Raw genomic sequence first — 22,841 nt, forward strand, 5'->3', positions numbered from 1 at the left:
GGTCAGGCAGACCCGGAAGACCGGGAAGCCCGGGAACGGTGGGGTCACCACCGGGAAGACCCGGCAGCTCCGGAAGACCCGGGATCAGGCCACCGATGGTGTCAACGACACCACCGACAACCCCACCCAGGTCAGGCAGACCCGGAAGACCCGGAAGACCCGGAAGACCCGGAACGGTGGGGTCACCACCGGGAAGACCCGGCAGCTCCGGAAGACCCGGGATCAGGCCACCGACGGTGTCAACGACACCACCGACAACCCCACCCAGGTCAGGAAGACCCGGAAGACCCGGAACCGTAGGGTCACCACCAGGCAGCCCAGGCAGCCCAGGCAGCCCACCGGTGATGTCGCCGATGGAGCCGGCGACATCACCGATCGTTCCGCCGATGTCGCCGACGGTGTCGACGACACCACCGATCGCGTCGCACGGGCAGTCGGTGATGTCACCGACCAGGTCGCCGAGGTCGAGGACGGGACCGTGGGGCTCCCCCGGAAGAACCGGCAGAGCCGGAATCCCGGGAAGGCTCCCGATCACGCCACCGACACCGGGAAGGGCGCCGACGACCTCTCCGACGCCCGGGAGGGCGCCGATGACGGGCAGCGACGGGACCTCCGGCTCCCCCGGAACCGAAGGCTCCGTGGGCACCTCGGGCAGGCCGCCGCCGATGACGGTGCCGATCGAGTCGACCGCGTCACCCAGCGAGCCTCCGAGCTCCGGCACGCCGGGCGCAGTGGACAGGCCGGGAACAGCGCCGATCACTCCGTGGATGAGGTCTCCGGCACCCGGAACAGCCGGGTCTCCGGGCTCACCGGCGCCGATCACGTCACCGATCACACCGCCCACCAGCTCGCCGCCGGGCAGTGAGGGCAGACCGTGCACGTTGCCGAGGGCGTCGCCCGCTGCGTCGCCGAGGTCGGGAACCGGAATCGACGGAACACCGGGAAGCCCCGGGTTCAGCGAACCGGACATCCCAGGCTCGACCATGACAGTGGAGTCACCCGACACCGCGCCCACCGGAGCGACCGCATCGCCCGAGACGGTGACCGGAGTCGTGATCTCGACGACGGGCTGCCAGGCGGTTCCGACTCCGACGCCCTCGTTGCCGAGAGCCCCGTCGCCGAGGTCGCCGTTCGAGCCGTGCACGGTGACGAGCGAGTCGTGCGACCCGGTGTCACCCGCGACCGTGACCGCGTCGCCCGAGGCGGTGATCGGAGCGACAACGCCGCCCACGACCTGCCACCCGGAGGCGACGCCGATGCCAGAGTCGTCCGCGTGGCCGGAGACGATCGAATCGCCCTCGGTCACCACGGCCACATCCGAGCCGTCGGTCACCACGTCGCCGAAGCCCGACGCCGCGTTGCCCGAACCGGTCACCGGCACGACGACATCGCCCACGACCTGCCAGCCGGTGCCGAAGCCGACCCCGGTGTCGGTCGCCTGACCGGCAGAGCCGATCACAGCGGTGTCGTCGACGATGCCGACGCCCGAATCGACAGCATCCGCATCACCGAAAGCGGAACCGGCGTTGCCCGAGGCCGTCAGCGGCACGGTCACGTCGCCGGCGACCTGCCAGCCCGAGTCCTTGCCGATGCCGTCGTTCGAGATCACGCCGGAGCCGTCTATGACGCCTGCACGGTCGACCACGGCGACATCCGAGTCCACGGTCCTGGCGTCACCCACACCAGAGATCGCGTTCCCGGATGCCGTACCCGGCGTCGTCCAATCGGTCACGACCTGCCAACCGGAGTTGAGGCCGATGCCCGTGTTGGAGACGTCGCCGTCACCGTCGATGACGCCCGCGTCGTCGACCACCGCGACACCCGAGTCAGTGGTGAGCGAGTCACCGCTGCCCGAGAGCGCGTTGCCCGAGAACGACACCGGAGCCGTCACGTCGCCGAGCACCTGCCAGCCTGCGCCGACACCGTACCCCGCGTTCGAGACGTCACCGTCGCCGTTCACGACACCGGCGTTGTCGACGCCGCCGACCGTGGAGCCGGTGGTCCCGGCATCCCCGAGCACGGAACCCGAGTTGCCGGATGCCGTGGCCGGAGCGGTCACATCGCCGAGCACCTGCCAGCCGACAAGCCAGCCGATGCCCGTGTTGGACGCCTCGCCTGCGCCGTCCACCGCGTCGCCGCGGTCGATGATGCCGACGCCCGAGTCCGTGGTGACGGCGTCACCCGCACCCGAGACGGCGTTGCCCGATGCCGTCAGCGGCGTGGTCCAGTCGGTGACGATCTGCCAGCCGGTGTCCTTTCCGACACCGATGCTCGAGACCTCACCGGAACCGTCCGCGACGCTCGCGTCATCGACGATGCCGACACCGGAACCGGTCGTGACGGCCTCGTTCCCCGCCGAGACGGCATTGCCCGCGAGCGTTACCGGAGCGGTGACGTCGGCCGGGATCTGCCAACCCGAGTTGAGTCCGAAGCCGGCGTTGCCGATCTCGCTGCCACCGTCGGCCACGCTGCCGTTGTCGACGATCGCGACCCCGGAACCGGTCGAGGTGGCGTTGTCCAGCAGCGCCCCTGCGTTGCCCGACGCCGTCACCGGCATCGTCACGTCCGCGGGGATCTGCCAGCCTGCGCCGACACCGTAACCGGCGTTGGAGGCCGCGCCGCCGTCGGCGACACCGGCGTTGTCGAGCACCGAGACATCCGAGCCCGTCGTGACCGCGTCACAGGAGCCGGACACCGCGTTGCCGGAGAACGTCAGCGGAGCGGTGACATCCGCAGGGATCTGCCAGCCTGCGCCGACACCGTACCCTGCATTCGTCACCTCACCGTTGCCGTTCGCCACACCGGAGCGGTCCACGATCGCGACATCCGAACCCGACGTTCCCGCGTCGCCGAGCACCGATCCGGCATTGCCGGACACGGTCACCGGAGCGATCACGTCGGCAGGGATCTGCCAGCCGGAACCGACGCCGTAGCCGGCGTTGCCGACCTCGCCGCCGCTGTTCGCGACACCGGCCGAGTCGGCCACCGTCACGCCCGAATCCCGGCTCGCCACATCACCCGTCGCCGAGAAGGCGTTACCGGATGCCGTCAGCGGAGCGGACACGTCAGCGGGGATCTGCCATCCGACGAGCCAGCCGATGCCTGTGTTCGACACCTCGCCGCCGCCGTTCGCGACACCCGCCCGGTTGGAGACCGCGACATCCGAGCCCGAGGTGACTGCCTCACCCGTGCCGGAGATCGCGTTGCCCGAGAACGTCACCGGAGCGACGACATCCGCGGGGATCTGCCATCCCGTGTCCTTGCCGATTCCCGAGTTCTCGATCCGGCCACCGGAGTTCGCGACTCCGGAACGATCCTCGATCGCGACCTGGGAACCGTTCGATGCGGCGTCGTCGAACAGGGAGCCGGCGTTGCCGGCCGCCGTGAGCGGCGTCGTCACATCAGCGGGCACCTGCCATCCGGTGTTGAGCCCGATCCCCGAGTTCGAGATCGTGCCCGCACCGCCGGCGGTGCCGTCAGCGTCGCGCACATCGACGCGAGAGCCGTTCGAGGACGCATCCCCGAAGACACTCGCGGCGTTGCCCGCCGCGGTCAGCGGCGCGGTCAGGTCGCCGGCAGCCTGCCAGCCCGTCCCCACGCCGATGCCCTCATTCTCGAGAGCGCTACCGTCGCCATCGCCACCTGCACCTGTGGTCGTCACTGCCGAGCCATGCGATTCCGCATCGCCGAACACGCTCACCGCGTTACCCGCCACCGTCACCGGCGCGGAGACGTCGACGAGTCCCTGGGCGCCCGTGAGCACTCCCAGCGGATCGTTCGAGCTCGGAGCGTCCTTCGGCTGCGCCGGGGCCTGCGTGACCGACGAAGCCGTCGATTTCGCGTTCCCGGTCACGCTCACCGCGTTACCCGACACCGTCACCGGCGTCGAGACAGCGGCCACCGCCTTCTCGCCCTTCAAGACGCCTGTTACGGCCTTGAGGTCGACGGAGACGATCGGAGCAGGCTTCGGCTTCTCGGCGGGCGGGTCCTGGGTGGACGTGCCCGTCGCGGAGACGGCCTGACCCTCGAGCGTGAGAGGCAGCTGGACATTGACGACCGCCGGGGCTTCATCCCCGGCAGGTGTTTCAGCGGCGGCAGCGACACCAGTACCTGCGACCCAGAGGCCGCCTGCGAAGCCTGCGAGAAGCAGACCGCGCGAAACGTACTTGTTCATGCCTAACCCTTTCTGAGTACGAAGAAGAGTGGATTCACATCTGATGAATCACGCACGTCGCGCACGCAGCGCGACGCTCCCTCGCTCAGTCGGGGGTGGAGTCGGTGTCGAACACCGGCGACGAAGGCAGTTCGTCGTGCACGGTGCTCAGCGCCAGAGAGGCCGTGGCCTCGTGAAGGGATGCAGCGGCCGCCGCATCCGAGATCATGGATGCCCCGGCCGCGCCGGAGCCGCCCGCGGACGTGCCCGAGCCCCCGGACGGGGCGGGCGCGGCAGGCGCGACGGGGGGCAGCTCGCCACCCGTCGGCGAATCAGCAGGGCTGTCGTCCGCGACGACGGCCGTGGGCGAAGCGTCGGCATCCGCAGCAGGCAGAGCGACCAGCGCGGATGCGGACGCGGCGATGGCGGCGGACGCAGCGGGTGCCGCGCCAGGGACGGGGACAGTCTCGGAGACGGCGTCCTCCGCCGGAGCCCCCGGCGGTGCGGGAATGAGCGCCCCGGGGGTGCCGTGCACGGCATCGACGACGTCGTCGACCCCGCCGATGACCGGCGTGAGCAGGTCTCCCGTCGGCGCATCGCCGAGCAGTCCCGTGACCAGGTCGCCGGCGAGCGGCACCTGTCCCACGGTGTCGTTCACCACGGTGTCGAGGAGCCGCGTGACGGGTGCCGTGATGTCGCCGACCTCGACCGCATCGAGAACCGCGGGAACGGAGTCGACCACGTCTGCGACTGTCTTCGGGGCGCTCTCGACGACCGCCACCGTGCTCCGCACGGTCTGTGCGACCGCGTCGGGCACGTGCGCGACGACCTTCGTGACGGATGCCGGAGATGCGGCGGCCTTCGGTACGGTCTTGACGACCTCGGCCACGGGCGCCGCGACCTGCGCGACTGGTGTGACGACTTTCTGGACCGGCGCGACGACCGGCTTCACGGGGGCGGTGACCGCCTGAACGGCCTGCGTAGCGGTGCTCTCGACCTGGCTGACCAGGGAGCCCAGCAGTCCGGCATCCGAGTCGCCGGTCGCGGCGGATGCGCCCTGCGCACCGGTGAAGAGGCTGACCGCGAACCAGGCGGCGCCGACCGCGAGACCGATGAGGCCGATGCGCATGCCGGGGTGGGCGGCGCTGCTACGCACTGCGGAGTCGCCTGTCTGCATCGGAATCACCCCCCCCCCGGTCTTCACTCGGAGGCTACACCCGTCGGGCAATGCTGTGAAGAGCCAATATTCTGGCCGTGAATAGACCGGAGAAACGCAGAACGCCCCGACCTCCGAGGAGGGCGGGGCGTTCGATGCGTGCGGCGATTACTTCGCAGCGACCACCTGGAGGGTGATCACGGCGGTGACGTCGTCGTGCAGACGGACGGTCGCCTCGTGCTCGCCGACCGACTTGATCGGGGCGGCGAAGTGCACCTTGCGCTTGTCGATCGAGCCGAGGTCGGCAGCGGCGACAGCGTCGGCAACGTCGGCCGTCTTCACCGAGCCGAACAGGCGACCCTCGGCGCCGGCCTTGACGGCCAGACGCACCTTGGTGCCCTCGAGCTTGTTCTTCAGAGCCGTCGCCTCGTCGAGGTCGTGGATCTGGCGCGCCTTGCGGGCAGCCTGGATCGACTCGACCTGCTTGGCGCCACCGCGGGTCCACGCGACAGCGAAGCCCTGCGGGATGAGGTAGTTGCGGGCGTACCCGTTCTTGACCTCGATGACGTCACCGGCGCTTCCGAGCCCGGCGACCTCGTTCGTGAGAATCAGCTTTGCCATTTTCGTACCCCTTAACGGCCAGCGCCGGCGTAGGGCAGCAGGGCCATCTCGCGAGCGTTCTTGATCGCCTTGGCGATCAGACGCTGCTCCTGGACCGAGACACCGGTGATGCGACGGGCGCGGATCTTCCCACGCTCCGAGATGAACTTGCGAAGCGTTGCGACGTCCTTGTAGTCAATGACGCCCACGCGGATCGACTTCGCGGGAGCGGTGGGCTTGCCACCCTTCCGCGGCTTGCGGCGATCGCCGCTCGACTTTCCAGCCATGAGTTTTCCTTAAAGATGAGATCGGATGCCTGAGCCCTGAACGGGCTCGGGGATCCAGAAGTTAGAACGGGGTGTCGTCGCCGAAGCTGCCCGGGGTGCTCCACGCGTCAGCGCTCGACGAACCGGGGGTCGACCACGGCTCCTCCGAGACCTGCTGCTGCGGGCGGCCACCGCCCTGGAAGCTTCCGCCCCCACCACCGTTGGATGCGGCCCGCGTGACCTGTGCCGTCGCGTATCGCAGCGACGGACCGATCTCGTCAACCTCCAGCTCGATCGCCGTGCGGTTGTTGCCATCGCGGTCCTGGTAGGAGCGCTGACGCAGACGGCCCTGCGCGATCACGCGCATGCCCTTGGTCAGCGAACCTGCCACGTGCTCGGCGAACTCACGCCACACCGATGCGCGGAGGAACAGCGCTTCGCCGTCCTTCCACTCGTTGGCCTGACGGTCGAACGTGCGCGGGGTCGATGCGATGGTGAAGTTCGCCACGGGCAGGCCGTTCTGCGTGTAACGCAGCTCGGGGTCCGCCGTGAGGTTGCCCACCACGGTGATGACGGTTTCGCCGGCCATGATGCTTACGCCTTCGCGGCCGTCTTGGGCTTGCGGGCGGCCTTGTCGGCAGCGCGCTTCGCCTCGGCGGCGACCATGGCCTGTGCCTCTTCGGCGCGCAGGACCTTGGTGCGGAAGACGAGCTCGCTCAGCTTCAGCTGACGGTCGAGCTCCTGGGTGGCCTCGCTCGTCGCGGTGAAGTTGACGACGGCGTAGATGCCCTCGTTCTTCTTGTTGATCTCATAGGCGAAACGGCGCTTGCCCCACACGTCGACCTTGTCAATCGAGCCACCATCGTTGGTGATGACCTTCAGGAACTTGTCGAGGTTGGGGGCAACCTGGCGCTCGTCCAGCTCGGGGGTCAGAATGACCATGAGCTCGTACTGGTGCGTCACTTACCCACCTCCTTCGGACTAGAACGGCTCCCGGGACTTTCCCGGAAGCAGGAGGGTGTGTTGCGTGTCATCTGCTCCTTCGGCATGGCGCCGCCGGGCAGACAACCACAACAGTCTACCGGAGTCCGCGTCTCCTCGCGACCATGGTGAGTTCACCCCATCCGGGTCGCCCTCCGCCTTTTGACAGACTGTTCCGGCACCGCCATGTCGGCGTGCACGAACGGAGGGAGACGCCATGCGCGTCAGCAAGTGGGGGATCGGGGCGACGCTGATCGCCATGACCATGCTCGTCGGATGCTCGGCACCGGCCGGCAGCGGCGAGAAGAAGCCGGAGAGCCAGAGCCAGGCGAGCGAGAAGCCGGCCGACAGCACCGCCCAGAACTGCCCAGAGCTCACCGAGGGAGCGACCATCGAGGGCAGCGTGCTCGGCACCTGCATCGCGGACCACCTGAAGACCATCGCCGGGTACGCCGCGACCACCAGCACCCTGGGCATGGAGACGAAGGCCCGGTACAACCCCGCCGAGAAGGCCATGGAGACGACGTCGCCGATGGGCTCGATGATCCTGGTCGACGGAGCCGCATACGTGAAGGGCGCGACCGGCGACTGGCAGAAGGCCGACACCGGCTCCGCGGACCCGATCATCGCGGGGCTCAGCGCAGCGGCCCAGAACGTCTCCACTCTCGACCCGGCAGCAGTGGCCGCAGCGCTGAACGGCACGTTCACGGTCACCGGCACGGGCACGCGCCTGGGCCAGGAGGTGTTCGTCCTCACCGGCAAGGTGCAGACGAACGGCGCGAGCGCCGACACCACCTACGAGGTGACCGCCGACTACGCCTCGCTCGCCACGAAGAGCACTGCCGAGGCGAACGGCATGAAGGTCGACTCCTCGATGGAGGTCACCGAGTGGGACGTGAAGCAGGACATCGTCGCACCGATGTGATCCGCTGATCTCAGACGGATTCGTGCAGGGATCGGGCATGTCGCCCGATCCCTGCACTGCGTTCCGTCACCGGATCAGGGGCGCACGGGCTGCGCCACCGGCTCGCGCAGGGGCGAGGGCGCCAGCGAGAAGTCCTCGGCCATGGCATCCGTGACGACAGCTCCCCGTCGACGCTTCACGCTCGCCAGGAGAGCGATCACCGGCGTGACGACGACCCCGGCCATCCGGCCCGAGATCGAGCGGTCCTCGGACCCGAGCACGTTGTGCCGATGCCATGCCTCGTGCAGCGCGCCGCCGCGCGCCCGCGGGACCGCGCGGGCGGGCAGCATGCCTCTGCGCCGCTGCGCGACCAGGCGCTGCGTCTGCTCCCACCAGCGCGAGTCGCGCGGGTCGTGGAAGTAGTTGGTCGTCGCCCAGCGCGGGTTCGGATGCCGGAACCTGCGGGCGACCACGTCATCCGCACCGCCCAGCAGGCCGCTGTCCGCGAAGACCCCGTTGAGAAGTTCCGGGCGCACGCCGAACTCGTCGAGTGCGATCACCGGCACGCCGGCACCCATCGCCTCGATCGCCGCCGTCGAGCTGACGGTGACGAGTCCCTCGGCGGTGGCGAGCGCCTCCGCCATCGGGGCGAACGAGAACACCAGGTTGTCCGGCGCGTTCTCGAGCAGCTCGGTGTAGCCGTCGCGCTCCTGGTGCGCCTCGACCTCGCCGGGCCGCGAACGCAGCTTCACCACGACGCGGCGCGCGGGATCGGCCACGGCCGCGAGGCGCAGGATCTCCGCGATCCGGCGGCGGTCGTCGCGGGCCGCCGGCACCAGGGCCTGCGCGGCGAAGACCAGGTCGGTGCCGCCGGTGCGCTCGGAGGTGCGTTGCGCGAACGGCAGCGTGGCCAGGGCGACGGGCACCGTCACACCGATCGCACGACCCAGGCGCGCGTATGCGGCGACCTCCCGGCGGGAGTGCACCACCATCAGATCGCAGTGCCGGCGGTACTCCAGAGCTCCGCGCAGCGCCGGGATCGACATGCCGGGCAGCCCGCTGACCACGACCGGACGTCGGCTGAGACGATCGATCTGCCGGCTCATCAGACGCACGAACGGCGCCCGGCCCGCCAGCACCACGACATCCGGCACATCGCGGGCAAGCCAGTCGACGACGTCGGCGAAGGCGATGCGCGTCACGCTGCGCGGATCGTCGGCGAACCGGGTGCCTGCGAGCGCAGCATCCTTCTGTGCATCGCTGACGACCAGCGGCGTCTGCACCAGCAGCAGATGCTGGCTGATGTCGTCGACGCGGTCCACGAGGTGCGCGGCCCACTTGACGAACGAGTCGGCGTCGCCGATCGCGACGACGCGCAGCCGGGGCGGGCGGCTGCCGGGATAGGTCATGCGCCCACGCGGCGGAGCTTGGCCATCGGCGCGAGCTCGCCGGGGTAGACCCGCTTGACGCCGTCGCCGAGGGCCTCCTCGATCACGCGGATGTCGCGCACCAGGCGCTCCAGCCCGCCCGGCTCGAGCGAAGCGGCGTGATCGGAGCCCCACATGGCGCGGTCGAGCGTGATGTGACGCTCCACCGCGACGGCGCCGAGGGCGACCGCGGCGAGGGAGATCTGCAGGCCGCGCTCGTGGCCGGAGTAGCCGACCGGGATGCCCGCGTAGCGGTCGCGCAGCGTGGAGATCATCTTGAGGTTCGCCTCGCCCGGCTCCATCGGATAGGTGGAGGTCGCGTGCATGAGGATCGTGCGGTCGGTGCCGAGGGTCTCGAGCGCGGTGTCGATCTGCTCGATCGTGGACATGCCGGTGGAGAGGATCACGGGCTTGCCGGTGTCGCGCAGAGCCTGCAGCAGCTCGGTGTCGGTCAGGCTCGCAGATGCGACCTTGTGGGCCACGACATTGAGGTCCTCGAGGAACTCGACGCTCGGCACGTCCCACGGCGAGGCGAACCAGTGCAGGCCCGCCATCGTGGCGTAGTCGCCGATCTCGACGTACTCGTCCCGGCCGAACTCCACGCGGCGGCGGTAGGCGAGGTAGCTCATGGTGCCCCAGGGCGTCTCGCGCTGCACGTCGCGCATGTGCTCGGGCGTGGCGATCTCGGGCGTGCGCTTCTGGAACTTCACGGCGTCCGCGCCGGCGGCGCGCGCCACGTCGATGAGCTGCTTGGCGATCTCGACGTCGCCGTTGTGGTTCAGGCCGATCTCGGCGATGACGTAGGTGGGACGGCCCCCACCGACCACCCGGTCTGCGATGCTGACGGTCATGAGGACGCTCCGTTCGATTGGTTCTCCGGTCCGTCTTCCTGGTCTACGGGCGCCAGATGAACCGCCGTCGTCGCTCGGGTGACCGTTCGCGGAAGCCCACGCGACGAACTCGCCCACTGAACCGTGGCCGGACGTGTCGTGCCCGATACAGATCGGGGGCCGACACGCCACTTTTCGGCCCGATTCGGGGGAAACGTCCGAGATCTGGCGTGTCGGCCCCCGAAGTGGAATCGGGACTCAGAGGTCAGCGCGGCAGCATCCGCTCGATGACCTCGCGGACGGCGCCCTCGCCGCCGCGGCGGGAGAGCACGACGCGGGCAGCGGCCTTCACCTGCGGATGCGCGTTCGCGACGGCGATCGGCCAGCCGACGATGCCCAGGGCGCCGAGGTCGTTCACGTCGTTGCCGACGTAGGCGATGTCGGCCAGGCGGATGCCGTGCTCCGCGGCCCAGGCGGCGAGCGCGGACGCCTTGTCGTCTATGCCGTGCAGCACGGGCACCTTCAGCTTCTCGGCTCGGCGGGCGACGACGGGGTTCTGCTCGGTGGAGAGGATCAGCATCGGAATGCCGGCGCGGCGCAGCCGCGACACCCCCATGCCGTCCTCCCGGCTCACCCGCACGGACTCGCGCCCCTCGCTGTCGACCGTGGCGGTGTCGTCGGTGTGCACGCCGTCGAAGTCGGTGACCAGGACGGATGCGGTGATCGGCTCAGGCAGAGCGGATGCCGCAGCCAGCGCCTCCGCGAGGGCGAGCTGCTGCTCGTCGTCGATCTCCACGGCCGAGCTCTCGGGCACCTCGACGATGCCGACCTGCCCGAAGAAGCGGTGCTGGAAGCGACGGAATCCGACGGCATCGAAGGCGTAGAACGCCCCTGTCTCGAGGTAGTGGGGTTCGCGGTCCTGCCGGCGCGGCCGGTGGGCGGCGTCGTGGTTGATCGCGGCGGCCCTCCCCTCCGCGTTGCGCCGCCAGAGGAACCCGTAGGTCTCGTATGCCGAGAAGACGCTGTCGAACCGGCCCGAGACGATCTGGTCGACGGCTTCGGCGATCCCCTCGCTGGGGATGAACGGCGAGGTCGCCTGCACGAACACGATGGTGCCGACCCTCGCCCCCTCGGACTCCAGCACGTCGAGCGCGTGCAGCAGCGCGCTCTCCGACGACGCGGTGTCGCCGGCGAGCTCCGCCGGGCGCGCGACCACCCGTGCACCGGCGCCTTCGGCGACCGCCGCGATCGCGGCGTCGTCGGTCGAGACCACGACGAGGTCGACGCCGGATGCCGCGGATGCCGCGCGCACCGCCCGCTCGACGAGCGGGATGCCGCCGACCCGACGCAGGTTCTTGCCCGGTACGCCCTTCGAACCGCCCCTCGCCGGGATGATCGCGACCGTGAGCGCCGTCGGTTCCGTCATGACAGCCTCTTCCTGCATCCGCGCCACTTTCCGGCATCCGCCCCACAGATCGACGGCGCGGATGCGACGAACTGGAGCGGTAGCGCCCGTGCAGCCCGTGCAGGCCGGACGTGCCGCGGATGCGACAGTGCGGATGTCGCGCTCATCGTCCGCTCGCCGCCTTCCACACCCGGGCGGCGCGGCGCTTCGCCCCGGCCGCGGTGAGCCGCAGCTCCTCGAGCCGTCCGATGCCGCCGGCCGGCTCCATCAGGCGCTGCATCCGGGTGGGCGCCGGCGCTCCGGGCAGTTCGAGGGCACGCAGCCGGGCTGCCGGCACGTACCGCTCGCGCTCCGCCGCGGGCAGCGCCCCCAGGACGTCGACGGCGCGCGAACGCAGGTGCGCCATGATCTCGGGCTGCATCGCGTAGCCGACCGCCTCGACGAGCCCGCGCAGGTCGGGGGCCGAGCGCTCCATGGCGTCGACGATCGTCGCGGGCATCCGGTTGCTGTTCTGATACGGATGCAGCCGCGCGAGCACGGTGCCCGTCCCCACCGCGTGCACGCGCGTGCCGTACAGGGCGCGCACCGTCGGCAGCGCCGTGGAGAACCCGGCGACCACATCGGTCGCCGCCAGGCGGGCGGCGACGTGCTCGGCGGGCTGGTCTCCCGCATACACGGCGAAGCCGATGCCCCGCTCCCCCGCTCGCGCAGCGAGCGACGCCGTCAGGCCGGGTGCGGCGGAGGGATGCGGCTTGAACACGATCCGCTGCACCCCGGCATCCGCCGCCCGGTCGATCATCGCCACCTGCATGCCCTGCTCCTCGGCGGCGGACACCAGGCCGAGCGCCGCCAGGTACTGGCCGAGCACGAGCCCGGTGGGCACCGGGTCGCCGGCGAGCGCATCGAGCGCGGCATCCGGTTCGGCCTCGCCGACCTCCTGCAGCACCGCCGCGAAGGCCGGAGGCGGCACGGGCACGCACGCGGCGTCGGTCGAGGCGAACACGAGGGGCTCCACCCCGGGCACGACGTCGGGATGCACGACACGGCCCACGCGCTCGGTGATGCGCCGCGGCAGCCGGCTGCGGATCGGCGCGTAGGTCATCAGGCCGTCGCCGATCACACCCAGCTGCGCGTCGTGGAACAGCGCCATCAGCGTGCGCGCCGGGGCGACCTGCGGCGACTGCACGAACAGCTCCAGCTGCGCACCGCCCAATCCCCACGCGCGGCGGAACAGCCTCTCCAGCATCGGCAGGTCCTGCTCGTCCGGCTTCCAGGCCGTCGGATGCAGCGGATCGATCAGGGCGTTCAGGGGCTCCACCCGGTCGAACCGGGCGCGCAGCGCGGCGAAGCGCGGCGAGCCGGCGAGATCGACGGCCGTCTCGGGCACGGACGCCGTGTTCATCGGCACGAGGATGCGCTGCTCCGCCTCTCCGAGCAGCCCGGAGTCGAGAGCGGCGGCGGCGGCCATCAGACCGTAGCCGCTGTGCAGCGCGAACAGCTGGATCATGCGTGATCCGCCTCCCTGAGCACGCGCGCGAGGACACGCCGTCGCGGCCCGCCGATGCGGGCGATCGCCGCCTCCGCCTGGTCCCGAGGGAGCCGGGCCAGGAGGTCCCGGATGCCGCTGCGCAGCCGCCTGCGCAGCGCGGGCTGCATGCGGCGAGCGCGCACCAGGTGATGGGAGCTGAGCGCGAGCGCCGAGAAGACGGCCTTGGGCAGCATCCGCTCCGCCTCGCGATCGGCCTCCACGAGGTCGAGCACCTCGCCCAGCGCGCGGGTGAAGTGCAGCTGCCGATGATCGAGGGTCTTCGACAGCGAGTCGGACAGCCCGCGCCGGTACAGCAGGTGCGGTGCGTCGACCACGGCGAATGACTCCGCCTCCAGGTGCAGCCGCCAGATCCACGGCCGGTCCTCGGCGGTGAACAGGCCGTCGCCGAAGCCGGCCAGTCCGCGCTCGAGCACGCGGCGGTGCAGCATCCCGGCCCACGCGTACGGATAGTCGACCATGCTGCGGTCGTCGACGGGCAGGATCGCGGCCCGGGGATCGGCGACCACCCCGCGGTGCGTGAACGGCGCACGCACGAGCGTGCGGTCCGAGCGCTTGACCGCGACGTGATCGGTGCGCACGAAGTCGCAGTCCAGGTCGTGCAGCGCGGCGGCCAGCACGGGCAGGCGGCCGGGCTGCATCCAGTCGTCGCCGTCGAGAAAGGTGAACGCCTCGCCATCGACGTGCGCGAGTCCCTGGTTGCGGGCGGTCGCGAGGCCGCGGGGCGCAGGGTTGACGAGCACCTCCGCGTGCGGGAACCGTTCGGCGTACTGCCGCATGACCTCGCCGGTGTGATCCGAGGACCCGTCGTCGATCGCGACGAGCTTGAGCCGCGCCGGGTCGGCGAACTGCCGGGTGAGGGTCTCGAGTGCCGTGCCGATGTACTCGCCGGCGTCCTTGGCGGGCACGATCACGGTCACGGTCGGAGATGCCACCGGGTCATGGTGCAGGGCCGCGCTTACACGCTGCCGACGCGCGGGTGAACGGCGGGTGACGCGATCAGCGACCTGAGGACTTCACCCGGTGCTCAGCGCTGCACCGCCGGCACGTCGGCCCAGATCGCCCGCTCCTCGGTCGATGGCGCGGCCGGGATCCGGCCCAGCCCGTCCGGTTCGGGGATCGCCGCCAGCAGCGCCTGCGTGTACGGATGCTGCGGATCAGCCCACAGCTGCGCGGTGGGACCGGATTCCAGCACCCGCCCGGAGTACATCACGAAGGTGCGGTCGGCGATGCGCTGCACGACGGCGAGGTCGTGCGAGATGAATAGCATCCCGGCCCCCGCCTCCTGCACCAGGTCGCGCATGAGCGCAGCCACGCTGGTCTGAGTCGAGGCGTCCAGCGCGGAGATCGGCTCGTCGGCCACCAGCAGCTGCGGACGGGCGGCGAGCGCCCGTGCGATCGCGATGCGCTGCTTCTGCCCGCCGGAGAACTGGTGCGGGTACTTCGAGACGGATGCTGCGGGCAGCCCGACCTTCTCCAGCCACTCCTCGACCTTCGACCCCTCCGCGCCGCGGGCGCGGGCGGTGGCGATGCCGTCGGCGATCTGGTCGCCGATGCGACGGCGCGGGTTCAGCGAGGTCGACGGGTCCTGGAACACCATCTGGATACCGGTGAGGTGCTTCGGCCGACGGCGCACCCGCATCGGGGTGACCTCGCCGTCGAGGAAGCGGGCCTGCCCGCCGGCGAGCTTCTCGATGCCGACGGCCGCGCGGGCCAGGCTCGACTTGCCGCTGCCGGATTCGCCCACCAGCGCCACCGTCTCACCGGCGTGCACCTGCAGCGAGACGTCGTTCACCGCCACCACGGGCGGGTTGCCCGGGTAGCGCACGACGATGTTCTGCGCGTCGAGGACAACGCTCTCAGGCATCCTGATCGCCTCCTTCGATGCTCGATCCGGGCAGAGCCGCGAGCAGCTGCCGGGTGTATTCGTGCTGCGGATCGTGGAACAGCGTCGCGCGGTCGGCGTGCTCCACGGCGCGGCCGTCCTTCATGACCGTGACCACGTCGGCGACGGCGCTCATCACGCCGAGGTCATGGGTCACCAGCAGCACGGCCAGCTGTCGCTCGTCGGCCAGTTCGCGGAGCAGCGAGAGGATCCCGGCCTGCACCGTCACGTCGAGCGCGGTGGTCGGCTCGTCGGCCAGCAGCACCTCGGGGTCGCAGGCCAGCGCGCACGCGATCGCGATGCGCTGCCGCTGGCCGCCGGAGAACTGGTGCGGATACCGCTTCAGCGCCTCTTCGGGGTGGGGGACCTGCACGCGCTCGAGCAGCTCGACGGCACGCTGCCGCGCCGCCGCGCCGCGCAGCCCGAGGTGCACCCGCATGTGGTCGGTGAGCTGACGGCCGACCGGGATCTGCGGGTGCAGGGACGACGACGGATCCTGGAAGACCATCGCGATGCGGCGGCCTCGGATGCGGTTGAGCGCGCGACGCCTCAACCCGAGCAGCTCCGTGTCGCCCAGGCGGATCGAGCCGCCCGTGCGGGCGTGCCGCGGAAGCAGGCCGAGCACCGACATGGCGGTGAGCGTCTTGCCGGAGCCGGACTCGCCGGCCAGACCGTGGATGCGGCCGGCCTCGAGCTGCAGGGACAGGCCCTTGACCAGCGGACGGCCGATGTCGACGGTGAGGTCGCGGATGTCGAGGATGCTCATGCGGCCGCTCCGCTCGCGGCCAGCTCGCTCTGCTTCTCGTGAGTGACCTCAGCAGTGGGGTCGAGCACGTCGCGCATCGCATCTCCGAGGAAGTTGAAGGCCAGCACGACCGTGAGGATCGCCAGACCCGGGAACACACCCAGCCACCAGGCGTCGAAGTTCTGCATGGCCGCGGAGATCATCGATCCCCACTCGGCCATCGGCGGCTGCGCGCCGAGGCCGAGGAACGACAGCCCGGACAGCAGCAGGATCGCCGCTCCGATGTCGAGCGTGGCGAGCACAAGCAGCGGGCCGGCGACGTTCGGGAGGATGTCCACTACCAGCGTCCGCGCCGGCGAATGCCCGAGCAGGCGCCCGGCGATCACGTAGTTCTGGTTGCGCAGCGACAGCACGATGCTGCGGGTGACGCGGGAGTACTGCGGCCACGACACCACGACCGCGGCGATCACGGCGTTGAACAGCGACGGGCCGAGCGAGGCCGCGACCACCATGGCCAGGATCACGGTCGGGAACGCCATGAACAGGTCGGTGATGCGCATCAGCGTCTCGTCGATCCAGCCGCCGAAGTATCCGGCGAGCGCCCCGATGATCGTGCCGATCACCAGCGCGGCGACCACTAGGGTCAGTGCGAGCGGGATGGTGACGGTGGCGCCGGTCATCAGGCGGGAGAAGATGTCCCGCCCGTTGCCGTCGGTGCCGAGCAGCGTCTCGACCCCCGGCGCCTGCAGCCGCGGCAGCGACTGGGCATTGGGCGGATACGGCACCCACCACTGCGCCGTGAAGGCGACGATGATCCAGGCGACGGCGATGACCGTGCCGATGATGCCGAGCGGCGTGCGCCACGCGCGCGGCCAGCGCAGCTTCAGCCGCAGCGGCATCCGCGGTTCGACGGTGCTCATGCGATCCTCACTCTCGGGTCGAGCACGCCGTAGAGCAGGTCGACGACGAAGTTGATCACCAGGTAGATGACGCCGACCACCAGGCCGACGCCCATGATCCCGGGGAGATCCAGGTTGGCCGCCGAGTTGTAGGCGTAGGTGCCCAGGCCCGGCCAGGCGAACACCGACTCGACCAGGACGGTGCCCGACAGCAACGACCCGAAGGCCACGCCCACCACGGTCAGCACCGGCAGGGCCGCACCACGCAGCACGTAGTCGACGATCACGCGGAGGGCCGGCAGGCCCTTGGCACGCGCCGCACGCACGTAGTCGCTGGCGAGCACCTCCAGCACAGAGGTGCGGATGAACCGGGTGAGCAGTCCGATGGTCACCAGCGACAGCACCATGACCGGCAGCGCCAGGTGCGCCATGGCATCCGCCCAGCCGACGCCGTCTCCGTCGAGCAGGTAGTCGATCGTGTAGAGCCCGGTCACCCGCGGCGGCGGGATGATCGACGGCGAGACCCGCCCGGAGCCCGGCGCGATGCGCAGGTTCAGGAAGAACACGTAGAAGCTGACGAGCGCCAGCCAGAAGGTCGGCACGCTCAGCCCGATCAGCGTGACGATGCGCACGATCTGGTCGGTGACCAGGCCGCGGCGGTACGCGGCGAGGGTGCCGAGCACCAGACTCACCGCCAGGCTGAGGATGATCGCGCAGATCGCGATCTCGATCGTGGCGGGCACGGCGGTGGCGAGGTCCTTCGTCACCGGCTGCCCGGTGACCAGGGACACGCCCAGGTCACCGCGCAGCAGCTTGCCCATGTAGATGAAGTACTGCACGAACAGGGGCTGATCCAGGCCCTGCGCCTTGATGAACGCGGCGCGGGTCTCGGGGTTCTGCGATGCACCCTCACCCAGTGCCGCGGAGACGGGGTCTCCGGGCACCAGGTTGGTGAGCAGGAACGTCACGACCGTGACGCCGATCAGCAGCAGCAGGGACGTGCCGGCCCGGCGCAGCAGGTACCCCGCGAGGGGTGACTTCTTCCGCTGCGCCTGGGTCCGCACAGCCACTGTCGTCATCACGGTCGGTCCGTTCAGCCGGCGGGCGTGATCTCGGCGATGTCCATCTCCCACACGGAGTTGTACACGGCGCCTGCGACCTTGCCGGAGGTGGCGATGTTGCGGCCGGGGACGATCATCGGCACGAACGGGCCCTTGGCCTGCATCTCCTCGGCGAACTTCGTGAACGCCTCCTCGCGCTGCTTCGGGTCGGTCGCGCTGGCGGCGCCGGCGGCGAGTCCTGCGATCTCGGGATCGGCGGATGCCTCCCAGCCGGAGCGCAGGCCGACCTTCAGGCCCGGGGCGAAGGGCAGGAAATTCGCGGAGTCGGCGTAATCCGGGCCCCAGAACCACAGGCCGAAGCCCTCCTTGCCGTTGACGTACGCGTCCAGCTCGGTGGCGAACGGCGCCGGTGCCAGCTCGACGTTCACGCCCGCGTCCTTCAGCTGCGACTGGATGCGCTCGGCCAGCGGGGTGAACTCGACGCCGCCGACCGGGTAGTCGTTCGGGAACTGCAGCTTGAGCGTCTGGCCGGTGTACCCGGCCTCGGCGAGCGCGGCCTTGGACTTCGCGAGGTCCTGGCTGACGCCCTTCGGGAGCGCGCCCTCGAACCCGGGCGGGATGACGCCGGTGGCCTGCACGGCGCCGGCGCCGGCGAGCTCGAGCAGCTTCGGGTAGTCGAGTGCGTAGCGGATGCCCTCGGCGAGCTTCACGTTCGCGAGGTCACCAGCGATGCCCTTGGACTGGTTCAGGAGCAGGAAGATGGTCTGGCCGGACGGCACCGAGTCGACCTTGATGCCGTCGCCGAGCCCGGCGACCTGGTCGCCGTTGAGGTCCATCGCGACCATCGAGTCGCCGCCCTTGAGGTTGGCGAGCTGGGTGGCGCTCTCGGTGACGTTGCGGATGACGACACGGTCGTAGGCGGGCTTCTCGTCGCCGTTGTACTTGTCGTTCTTCTTCAGCACGATCTGCGAGCTGAGGTCGAGAGAGCCGAGCACGAAGGGGCCGGAGCCGGCGGAGGCGCCGTCGAGGTACTTCTGCGCGGTGTCCTTGCCGTCGGTCGCGCCGCCGTTCTTCTTGACCACGTCGGAGTTCACGATGCCGAGGGCCGGGTTCGCGAGGATCGCGGGCAGCTGCAGCAGCGGCGTCTCGGTGGTGAAGGTGACCGTCTTGGCATCCACCTCCTTGATGGTCACGCCGGAGAGCAGGAAGTTCGGCTTGGCGTCGGCCATCCCCTGGATGCGCTGCAGCGAGAAGACGACGTCCTTCGCCTCGACCGGCGAGCCGTCGGAGAAGACCCGGCCGTCCTCGATCGTGAAGGTGAACTCGGTGGCCGTGTCGTTGGCCTTCCACGACGCCAGGCCCGGGATCGGAGTGGAGACGTCGGAGCCCTTGAAGTCGACGAGCGTCTCGTACATCGCCTTCGCGAGCATGTTGCCCGTCGGGTCGTAGGTGTGGCCCGGGTCTGCGGTCTCGACCGAGAACGCGGTGTCGATCACCAGCGAACCACCGGAGGTGTTCGATCCGTTGCTGCTGTTGTTCGCGGAGTTTCCTCCCGAGCAGCCTGTGAGGGCGAGGAGCGCGACCGCTCCGAGGGCGATCGCCGACGTGCGCAGGGTCGACAGCATGGGTACCTCCGTTGGCAGGGTGGATTCGGGGAGTCCAGATCGCCCTACAGTGGACGACCGTGATCAGATTCCCATGATGTGCGACGATCTGTCCAATGACATTGCGTCATGAAGACAGAGTCTGCTCGAACAATGGAGATTGGAATGCAGAATGTCCAGCACTGAGGCTGAACACAACAAGGATTCTGGACGAAGTGCCGCCGCCCTGGATGCTGTCGCCTACCGCATCCTCGATCTTCTGCGCGAGAACGGACGCATCTCGATCGCCGCGCTGGCCGAGAAGGTGGGCATCTCGCGCGCGAACGCGTACACCCGGGTGGAATCGCTCATGGCGGATGGCGTGATCACCGGTTTCAGCGCCCGCGTCGACCCGGCGCGGGCCGGGCTCTCCATCGGCGCGATGATCTTCGTCACGGTGTACCCGCAGGCGTGGGCCTCGTTCCGTGCGCAGATCGCGGACATGCCCGACGTCGAGTACTGCGCGGTCACCACCGGCGAGCACGACGCGATGCTGCTGATCCGCGCCACCGATGTCAGCGGGGTGCACGCCTTCTCCACCGGCGTCATCGCGCAGCTGCCCGAAGTCCGCACCGTCGTCAGCGTGGTGGTGCTGGACGAGGTGATCCGGCGCCCCTACGTGCTGCCCCCGGACCTTCCCGAGCGCAACCTGGACGCACCGCTCGGGATGACCCAGTGGACGCCCGCGACCGCCGGGCGGGATGCCCTGCCGCCGCGCTGACACGGCACCGGACACCCCCGCCGGGATCAGCCCGCCGCAGTCTCCACGCACACGCTGAGCTGAGGAGCGCCGTGCATCTCGTAGTGCTCGACGAGGCGCAGCATCCCGTCATCGCCGCGCTCGATGTCGCTCTCGCCGTCTCCTGTGACGACCTCACCGGTCGCGGCCAGCACGTGCACGAAGGACACCTGGATCGTGTCACCGCTGCGGGTGCCGACGAATCGTCCGATCGTGACGGTGTCTCCCGTGTAGTCGCCCCAGATCACGCCGTCCTGCTCGAAGTAGCGGAAGACGCTCGGCGCGTCGGGGTCGACCGCCGAGGTCGTGGACGAGACCATCCTGAAGGTGCGGCCGTCGAGCGTGGGGAGGGTGCTTGTCTGAGTCACCCATAGATCATGGCAGGTACCGTTGTGCCATGGAGTGGATCGCTGACCCCTCCCCGGGGGGATGGCTGCGCGAGCGGCTGGACGAGGGGTACGCCACGATGCACGGCGTGGTGCCACGCGGGTTCCCGGCGTATGCGCGCATCTTCCACCCGGCCTACGTGCGGTCGCTGCCGGATCGCGCGGTGCCGACGCCGCAGGACTACGCACGGATGACGGATGCCGAGAGCGCCGCCCTGCACGGCGCCTACATCGACGAGACCACGACCTGGGCGGAGACCGCCGAGGCATTCGGCACGCAGCTTCATCCCCTCGCCCAGTGGCAGCGCGTGGTGCGCACCCCCGGCGACGGCGACTGGCGCACCAGGAACGCACCCGACGGGCGCGAGTTCACCTCGCCCGAGGAGGGCTCGATGCCGCCCGAGCTGCTCGCGGCGATCGCCCGCCACCTGGTCGCGCACACCACGACGCCGGGTGCCGGGTTCGCCGCGCTCTGGGAGGGCCACGGCGGCCTGCTGGGGCACTTCGGGCAGACTCCGTCGCGCGCGTTCCTGATGTTCGGCGACGAGCCGGGCCACGAGCGGATGCTGGAGCGCAGCATCCACAACCCGTTCGAGGACGCGTTCCGCAAGCCCCGTTGGCAGCCCGGCATCCTGTCCGAGGAGATCTCGAAGGGCGCACGCCTGGAGCTCCCCGGTCGTGACCACGTGCTGTTCTCCGCGCCGCCGCGGGCGTTCGCCGACCCCGCCTGGGTGCTCGACGCCCCCTGGCGGGACGTCGAGGCCGAGGAGCACGGCTTCTCGCCGTCGGCACAGCATCCGAGCCTGATCTGGCCGGACGACCGGGCGTGGGCGCTGATCAGCGAGATCGACTACGACTCCACGATCGTCGCCGGCTCGGCGGACCTCATCCGCGCAATCTGCGAGGATCCCGCCATCGAAGCGCTGCCCGTCACGGAGAACGCCGATCTGACCTGGGATGCCGACGAGGTGAACCGATGACCAACCCGCCGACGCAGACGTACCCGTTCGACACGCGGCCGCTCACCGATCCGGTCGACCCGCGCGCGGTCAGCGAGTTCTGGCGCTCGATCCGCTCCCGCCACCCCACCTCCGCGAGCACGATCGTGGCCTGGGTGATCATCGGCGTCGTCGCGATCATGATCCTCGTGCCGATGTTCGGGATCACCGTGATCGGCATCATCGCCAGCGGTTCCGGCATGGGGCCGGCGGGCGGCGTGTTCAGCATCCCGTTCCTCATCATGCTCGTCGCCCTGGGCGCGGGTGTGCCGATCGGCATCGTGAGCATGCGCCGCAAGCGCGCGGAGGCGTTCCGAATCGCGCAGTTCGCGGCCGCGAACGGAATGGCATACGAGCACCAGGTGAACCAGCCGGCCCTTCCGGGGATGATCTTCGGCAACGGCTCCAGCCGGGTGGGGTCCTCACTGGTGCGCGGCTACTCGCCGCGGTTCGTCGAGTTCGGCAACTACCGGTACACGACCGGCTCGGGCAAGAACCAGACCACCCACCACTGGGGCTATGTGGCCGTCAAGCTCGACGTGCCGCTGCCGAACATCGTGCTCGACGCGCTCGGCAACAACGCCCTGGGCAGCAACCTGCCTGCGACGTTCTCGCGCGACCAGCGCCTCTCGCTCGAGGGCGACTTCGACCGGTACTTCTCGCTGTACTGCCCCCGCGGCTACGAGGCGGATGCCCTGTACCTGTTCACACCCGACATCATGGCGCGCTTCATCGACCACGCCGCCCAGCTCGACGTCGAGATCGTCGACGACTGGATGTTCCTCTACATGCAGCGGCCGGCGTCGACGACGGATGCCGCCACCTGGGCGTGGCTGTTCGGCACCGTCGGTGCCCTGATGACGAAGTTCGACCAGTGGGCGCGCTGGCGCGATGACCGGCTGCGCGAGGCGCAGTCCTCGGCAGATGGGTCCCTGAGCCTGTCGAAGGGTCCGACCGCTCCCCCGCTGCAGCCCGGCATGCCGGCGCCGACGGCCCCCGCGGGATTCGACGCGGTCCCCGCGCCCGCCGGACCGCTGCCTTTCGCGCCGCCCGCCGGGATGCTGGCTCCGCCGCCCGGCGTCGCCGTGCAGGGCCGCCGTCTGAAGCGGGGCGTCTCGTGGGTGACGATCGTGGCGATCCTGCTCATGCTGGGCTTCTTCATCGTGCCGCAGTTCCTGGGCATCCTGGGCTTCGCCCTCTTCCGCTGACGCCGGAAG

Annotated in this window: 21 protein-coding genes; 4 read left to right on the plus strand and 17 right to left on the minus strand. The window is 70.1% G+C overall.

From position 1 onward, the window contains the following. From MIAR_RS02410 to rpsF, 6 genes are all read right to left on the minus strand, one after another. Window positions 1–4,174, minus strand: a 4,174-nt coding sequence (locus MIAR_RS02410) for a beta strand repeat-containing protein (RefSeq protein WP_285630729.1), incomplete at its 3' end; no start/stop codon positions are given. An 85-nt stretch (window positions 4,175–4,259) separates the two neighbouring features. After that, window positions 4,260–5,309, minus strand: coding sequence for a hypothetical protein (locus tag MIAR_RS02415; RefSeq protein WP_285630732.1), 1,050 nt, complete (start codon window positions 5,307–5,309; stop codon window positions 4,260–4,262). A 168-nt stretch (window positions 5,310–5,477) separates the two neighbouring features. Further along, window positions 5,478–5,930, minus strand: coding sequence for a 50S ribosomal protein L9 (gene rplI, locus MIAR_RS02420; protein ID WP_285630735.1), 453 nt, complete (start codon window positions 5,928–5,930; stop codon window positions 5,478–5,480). An 11-nt stretch (window positions 5,931–5,941) separates the two neighbouring features. Further along, entirely contained in the window at window positions 5,942–6,196 is a 255-nt protein-coding gene (rpsR, locus tag MIAR_RS02425) for a 30S ribosomal protein S18 (RefSeq protein ID WP_071641238.1), read from the minus strand. 61 nt (window positions 6,197–6,257) lie between these two features. Next, window positions 6,258–6,764, minus strand: a complete 507-nt coding sequence (locus MIAR_RS02430) for a single-stranded DNA-binding protein (RefSeq protein WP_285630749.1) — start codon at window positions 6,762–6,764, stop codon at window positions 6,258–6,260. A gap of 5 nt (window positions 6,765–6,769) precedes the next feature. Further along, a complete protein-coding gene (gene rpsF, locus MIAR_RS02435) occupies window positions 6,770–7,138 on the minus strand; it encodes a 30S ribosomal protein S6 (RefSeq protein WP_285630752.1) in 369 nt (122 codons plus the stop codon). A 235-nt stretch (window positions 7,139–7,373) separates the two neighbouring features. On the opposite strand from rpsF, the gene MIAR_RS02440 reads away from it, so the two are divergent. Continuing rightward, the gene (locus MIAR_RS02440; protein WP_285630754.1) at window positions 7,374–8,081 is read left to right on the plus strand and encodes a hypothetical protein; all 708 of its coding nucleotides are present in this window, start codon (window positions 7,374–7,376) and stop codon (window positions 8,079–8,081) included. A 74-nt stretch (window positions 8,082–8,155) separates the two neighbouring features. On the opposite strand, the gene MIAR_RS02445 is transcribed toward MIAR_RS02440, so the two are convergent. From MIAR_RS02445 to MIAR_RS02490, 10 genes are all read right to left on the minus strand, one after another. Further along, window positions 8,156–9,469, minus strand: coding sequence for a DUF6716 putative glycosyltransferase (locus MIAR_RS02445; protein WP_285630757.1), 1,314 nt, complete (start codon window positions 9,467–9,469; stop codon window positions 8,156–8,158). Continuing rightward, the gene (locus tag MIAR_RS02450; RefSeq protein WP_285630760.1) at window positions 9,466–10,338 is read right to left on the minus strand and encodes an N-acetylneuraminate synthase family protein; all 873 of its coding nucleotides are present in this window, start codon (window positions 10,336–10,338) and stop codon (window positions 9,466–9,468) included. The genes MIAR_RS02445 and MIAR_RS02450 overlap by 4 nt, the downstream gene beginning before the upstream one ends. A 244-nt stretch (window positions 10,339–10,582) precedes the next feature. Beyond that, window positions 10,583–11,743 (minus strand): acylneuraminate cytidylyltransferase, encoded by a 1,161-nt coding sequence (locus MIAR_RS02455; protein WP_285630763.1) that lies wholly within the window; start codon window positions 11,741–11,743, stop codon window positions 10,583–10,585. A gap of 142 nt (window positions 11,744–11,885) precedes the next feature. Continuing rightward, window positions 11,886–13,229, minus strand: coding sequence for a polysialyltransferase family glycosyltransferase (locus MIAR_RS02460; RefSeq protein ID WP_285630766.1), 1,344 nt, complete (start codon window positions 13,227–13,229; stop codon window positions 11,886–11,888). Next, window positions 13,226–14,203, minus strand: a complete 978-nt coding sequence (locus MIAR_RS02465; RefSeq protein WP_285630768.1) for a glycosyltransferase family 2 protein — start codon at window positions 14,201–14,203, stop codon at window positions 13,226–13,228. The genes MIAR_RS02460 and MIAR_RS02465 overlap by 4 nt, the downstream gene beginning before the upstream one ends. A gap of 92 nt (window positions 14,204–14,295) precedes the next feature. Further along, on the minus strand, window positions 14,296–15,135 hold the full coding sequence (locus MIAR_RS02470) for an ABC transporter ATP-binding protein (RefSeq protein ID WP_285630771.1): 840 nt from the start codon (window positions 15,133–15,135) through the stop codon (window positions 14,296–14,298). Beyond that, a complete protein-coding gene (locus MIAR_RS02475) occupies window positions 15,128–15,919 on the minus strand; it encodes an ABC transporter ATP-binding protein (RefSeq protein ID WP_285630772.1) in 792 nt (263 codons plus the stop codon). The genes MIAR_RS02470 and MIAR_RS02475 overlap by 8 nt, the downstream gene beginning before the upstream one ends. Then, a complete protein-coding gene (locus MIAR_RS02480; RefSeq protein ID WP_285630775.1) occupies window positions 15,916–16,818 on the minus strand; it encodes an ABC transporter permease in 903 nt (300 codons plus the stop codon). Before MIAR_RS02480 ends, MIAR_RS02475 begins: the two co-directional genes overlap by 4 nt. Then, on the minus strand, window positions 16,815–17,876 hold the full coding sequence (locus MIAR_RS02485; RefSeq protein ID WP_285630778.1) for an ABC transporter permease: 1,062 nt from the start codon (window positions 17,874–17,876) through the stop codon (window positions 16,815–16,817). The genes MIAR_RS02480 and MIAR_RS02485 overlap by 4 nt, the downstream gene beginning before the upstream one ends. Before the next feature lie 14 nt (window positions 17,877–17,890). Continuing rightward, entirely contained in the window at window positions 17,891–19,483 is a 1,593-nt protein-coding gene (locus MIAR_RS02490; RefSeq protein WP_285630781.1) for an ABC transporter substrate-binding protein, read from the minus strand. Between the two features lie 151 nt (window positions 19,484–19,634). Between MIAR_RS02490 and MIAR_RS02495 the strand changes: the two genes are divergently transcribed. After that, window positions 19,635–20,222, plus strand: a complete 588-nt coding sequence (locus MIAR_RS02495; protein ID WP_285630784.1) for an Lrp/AsnC family transcriptional regulator — start codon at window positions 19,635–19,637, stop codon at window positions 20,220–20,222. 26 nt (window positions 20,223–20,248) lie between these two features. Here the strand turns inward: MIAR_RS02495 and MIAR_RS02500 are convergent, their stop codons facing one another. Continuing rightward, on the minus strand, window positions 20,249–20,608 hold the full coding sequence (locus MIAR_RS02500) for an avidin-fold protein (RefSeq protein WP_285630787.1): 360 nt from the start codon (window positions 20,606–20,608) through the stop codon (window positions 20,249–20,251). Window positions 20,609–20,637: 29 nt separating this feature from the next. Between MIAR_RS02500 and MIAR_RS02505 the strand changes: the two genes are divergently transcribed. Together MIAR_RS02505 and MIAR_RS02510 are read left to right on the plus strand one after the other, a co-directional pair. Then, the gene (locus tag MIAR_RS02505) at window positions 20,638–21,606 is read left to right on the plus strand and encodes a hypothetical protein (protein WP_285630790.1); all 969 of its coding nucleotides are present in this window, start codon (window positions 20,638–20,640) and stop codon (window positions 21,604–21,606) included. Further along, a complete protein-coding gene (locus tag MIAR_RS02510) occupies window positions 21,603–22,832 on the plus strand; it encodes a hypothetical protein (protein WP_285630793.1) in 1,230 nt (409 codons plus the stop codon). The genes MIAR_RS02505 and MIAR_RS02510 overlap by 4 nt, the downstream gene beginning before the upstream one ends. Window positions 22,833–22,841 lie beyond the last annotated feature (9 nt).

Source organism: Microbacterium arabinogalactanolyticum (assembly GCF_030268005.1).
Classification (GTDB): domain Bacteria; phylum Actinomycetota; class Actinomycetes; order Actinomycetales; family Microbacteriaceae; genus Microbacterium; species Microbacterium arabinogalactanolyticum.

What these genes read in the sequence shown, in the direction of transcription:
- MIAR_RS02450 (WP_285630760.1), bottom strand. Translation starts at nt 10,338, where the DNA reads ATGACCGTCAGCATCGCAGACCGGGTGGTCGGTGGGGGCCGTCCCACC.
- MIAR_RS02505 (WP_285630790.1), top strand. Translation starts at nt 20,638, where the DNA reads ATGGAGTGGATCGCTGACCCCTCCCCGGGGGGATGGCTGCGCGAGCGG.
- MIAR_RS02455 (WP_285630763.1), bottom strand. Translation starts at nt 11,743, where the DNA reads ATGACGGAACCGACGGCGCTCACGGTCGCGATCATCCCGGCGAGGGGC.
- rpsR (WP_071641238.1), bottom strand. Translation starts at nt 6,196, where the DNA reads ATGGCTGGAAAGTCGAGCGGCGATCGCCGCAAGCCGCGGAAGGGTGGC.
- MIAR_RS02430 (WP_285630749.1), bottom strand. Translation starts at nt 6,764, where the DNA reads ATGGCCGGCGAAACCGTCATCACCGTGGTGGGCAACCTCACGGCGGAC.
- MIAR_RS02485 (WP_285630778.1), bottom strand. Translation starts at nt 17,876, where the DNA reads ATGACGACAGTGGCTGTGCGGACCCAGGCGCAGCGGAAGAAGTCACCC.
- MIAR_RS02475 (WP_285630772.1), bottom strand. Translation starts at nt 15,919, where the DNA reads ATGAGCATCCTCGACATCCGCGACCTCACCGTCGACATCGGCCGTCCG.
- MIAR_RS02480 (WP_285630775.1), bottom strand. Translation starts at nt 16,818, where the DNA reads ATGAGCACCGTCGAACCGCGGATGCCGCTGCGGCTGAAGCTGCGCTGG.
- MIAR_RS02510 (WP_285630793.1), top strand. Translation starts at nt 21,603, where the DNA reads ATGACCAACCCGCCGACGCAGACGTACCCGTTCGACACGCGGCCGCTC.
- MIAR_RS02490 (WP_285630781.1), bottom strand. Translation starts at nt 19,483, where the DNA reads ATGCTGTCGACCCTGCGCACGTCGGCGATCGCCCTCGGAGCGGTCGCG.
- MIAR_RS02460 (WP_285630766.1), bottom strand. Translation starts at nt 13,229, where the DNA reads ATGATCCAGCTGTTCGCGCTGCACAGCGGCTACGGTCTGATGGCCGCC.
- MIAR_RS02440 (WP_285630754.1), top strand. Translation starts at nt 7,374, where the DNA reads ATGCGCGTCAGCAAGTGGGGGATCGGGGCGACGCTGATCGCCATGACC.
- MIAR_RS02445 (WP_285630757.1), bottom strand. Translation starts at nt 9,469, where the DNA reads ATGACCTATCCCGGCAGCCGCCCGCCCCGGCTGCGCGTCGTCGCGATC.
- MIAR_RS02470 (WP_285630771.1), bottom strand. Translation starts at nt 15,135, where the DNA reads ATGCCTGAGAGCGTTGTCCTCGACGCGCAGAACATCGTCGTGCGCTAC.
- rplI (WP_285630735.1), bottom strand. Translation starts at nt 5,930, where the DNA reads ATGGCAAAGCTGATTCTCACGAACGAGGTCGCCGGGCTCGGAAGCGCC.
- MIAR_RS02495 (WP_285630784.1), top strand. Translation starts at nt 19,635, where the DNA reads ATGTCCAGCACTGAGGCTGAACACAACAAGGATTCTGGACGAAGTGCC.